Origin of the sequence: Stieleria sp., assembly GCF_041595215.1 — a bacterium.
GTDB lineage: Bacteria > Planctomycetota > Planctomycetia > Pirellulales > Pirellulaceae > Stieleria > Stieleria magnilauensis.
Genome location: NZ_JBFHKV010001500.1, coordinates 1 through 1,545, shown reverse-complemented (window position 1 = coordinate 1,545; position 1,545 = coordinate 1). Strand labels below are relative to the sequence as shown.

Annotated in this window: 2 protein-coding genes; both read right to left on the bottom strand. The window is 61.3% G+C overall.

All coding sequences use genetic code 11. From position 1 onward, the window contains the following. On the bottom strand, positions 1 to 334 hold a 334-nt coding region (locus ABX749_RS32470; protein WP_372899687.1), incomplete at its 3' end, for a dihydrodipicolinate synthase family protein. Next, positions 331 to 1,032, bottom strand: coding sequence for a GntR family transcriptional regulator (locus ABX749_RS32465; protein WP_372899686.1), 702 nt, complete (start codon positions 1,030 to 1,032; stop codon positions 331 to 333). The genes ABX749_RS32465 and ABX749_RS32470, both read right to left, overlap by 4 nt. Positions 1,033 to 1,545: the final 513 nt, after the last annotated feature.

The window sequence follows — 1,545 nt, the reverse complement described above, 5'->3', positions numbered from 1 at the left end:
CGCATTGGGCGGCATACTCGGCCAGAGTTACGGTTTCGACGTAGGCAGTGTCGGTCACTCCGACCAGTACCGGCACGCGCCCGCCGACGATGCGAACGGATTCGGCGATCATCTCGCGGCGCAACCGGTAACTTAAACTCGGAGCCTCGCCGGTGGTCCCCAAAATGAACACCCCGGCCACGCCGCCGTCGATCACGTGGTCCAACAAACGCTGCAACCCGGCGCCGTCCAACTCGTCACGTGCCGCCAGCGGTGTGACCAACGGTGGCACGATCCCCTGGAGCGAAATCGGGCTGGAGGCTGGAACCGATTGTCCACTTGCATGATCTGTCACGACACTTCCCATCGATTGGTTTCCCTGGATTCAATTTCTTGCAGCGTCAACTGAAGCCCCGATGCGATGTGACGCTGCATCGCATCGCGGGCGCGCTCGGGGTCCCTGGATCGGATCCCGTCAAAGATTGCGGCGTGATCGTCGCACGTCGACTCCATGATCGCGGCGTCATAGGCGTGCCGCTCGGCGGCGAAGACACGGACCAGGGCGTTGGAACTTTCGCTCGACCGGACCATCGTTTGGTTGCCGGTCGCGTCGATGATCAACATATGGAATCCGAGGTCCGCGCGTTCAAACTCCGCCGTGTCACGCTTACCGGCTTGTCGGTTTTTCGTTTTTGCGACCTTGCCGGCGATCGTCCGCATCCGCCCCAGCGCTCGACCGATCGCGGCGACCTGAGCCTCACTGGCGCGTTCGGCCGCCTTGGCTGCCGCGTATGGCTCGATGGCTTCACGCATTTCGTACAGTTCGACCAACTCGTCAGGATTGATCGTGCGAACGACGGCCCCGAGCTGCGGGACCAGTTCGACGAATCCTTCGTTGGCCAACAACCCCATGGCTTCGCGAACCGGCGTGGCGCTGATCCCGAGTTCCTGTCCGATCGGCCCGTAGCGAATCCGGCTGCCCGGCGCGAACTCACCGGCGATCAGCCGCGAGCGGAGGTTTTGGTAGGCCAGTTGGGCATGGGTGGAAGTCACGGCGACACTCAGGTTTGTAGAGGTCTATAGACTTTACCAGAACCGCGGCGCCACGCAAGCGACCGACGAGACAAGGCGGTGAAGCATCGATTCGCGACAGGCCGCCAGCCCTCCGGTATTGCCGGGGGCTTCCGAGCCGAGACCGGACGGCTCGCGCCGTTCCGCTAACATCTGCAGTACGTGGGCTGACCCCGAACGGGGTCAAAGCCAATAGCCGGAGGTGAGCGAAGCGACACCTCCGGATATCCGGTCCCCGGAACGACACGGCCGCGTCCGGCAACGCTGTGAAGCATTTTTTAGCGGTAGGGCGCGAGCCCTCCGGTGCTTCGGGAACGATGAGCGACCAGAGGGCTTGCGCTGGGCTGCTAAAAGTTCGGGGTTGACGACCTTATTCCTTTGCGCTGGTTTCATTCCAGAAATGTCCGGCACCCGTTTCCCCGTTGCAGGACACGGTGCAAGAGATTGAAAATTGCAAAATGAAAACTTCCAATTGCAAATTTGCATTTTTCAATT